The organism is Bradyrhizobium sp. 45, assembly GCF_023073155.1.
Taxonomy (GTDB): Bacteria; Pseudomonadota; Alphaproteobacteria; order Rhizobiales; family Xanthobacteraceae; genus Bradyrhizobium; species Bradyrhizobium canariense_D.
Genome location: NZ_JADPIX010000037.1, coordinates 1 through 506, shown reverse-complemented (window position 1 = coordinate 506; position 506 = coordinate 1). Strand labels below are relative to the sequence as shown.

Here is a 506-nt window from a genome sequence, read left to right as displayed (position 1 = left end):
GCGGGATTGGCGGGTGACGATAACGCGATACTGCGCCGGTACGACGTCCAGCCTCTGGCTCTCATCGTGACCGATCTCAAAAAGGTCGCCTGCGCAGCACGGGCAGCAGGTTGCAGCGGGCATCACGGTCTCGATGATGCGCGGCAAATGCTCCGGCAGCTTGCCACGATTGACCCTGCGCTCGGCAGCTCTCTTCTCGCGTGTTTTGGGATTGGCGCGGTCCTCGGCTGCTTCGAGAGCCGCGACAGCCTGATCGATATCCTCCAGAACAAGCTGGAGCTGATCACCGTCAAGCTTTTCCGACGATCGACCGAACTGCGCGTCTTTTGCAAGCTTGAGCAACCGCTCGAGCCTGGCGCAGCGATCCAGCAGAGCCGCGGCAAAGACGCGCAACTCGGCTGGATCGTTCGGCAGTTCATCAGGCAAATCACTCATTGGCCCGAGTCTGCCATGCTTCGCGCCCCGATGCAGCGAAGATTTTATGTCCTACGCAAGCGCTTTCGGCT

The 506-nt window shown here is 60.7% G+C and carries 1 protein-coding gene; it reads right to left on the bottom strand.

The annotated features are described in order from the left end of the window. On the bottom strand, window positions 1-435 hold a 435-nt coding region (locus tag IVB42_RS05580; RefSeq protein ID WP_247469831.1), incomplete at its 3' end, for an IS66 family transposase zinc-finger binding domain-containing protein. Between the last annotated feature and the right edge of the window lie 71 nt (window positions 436-506).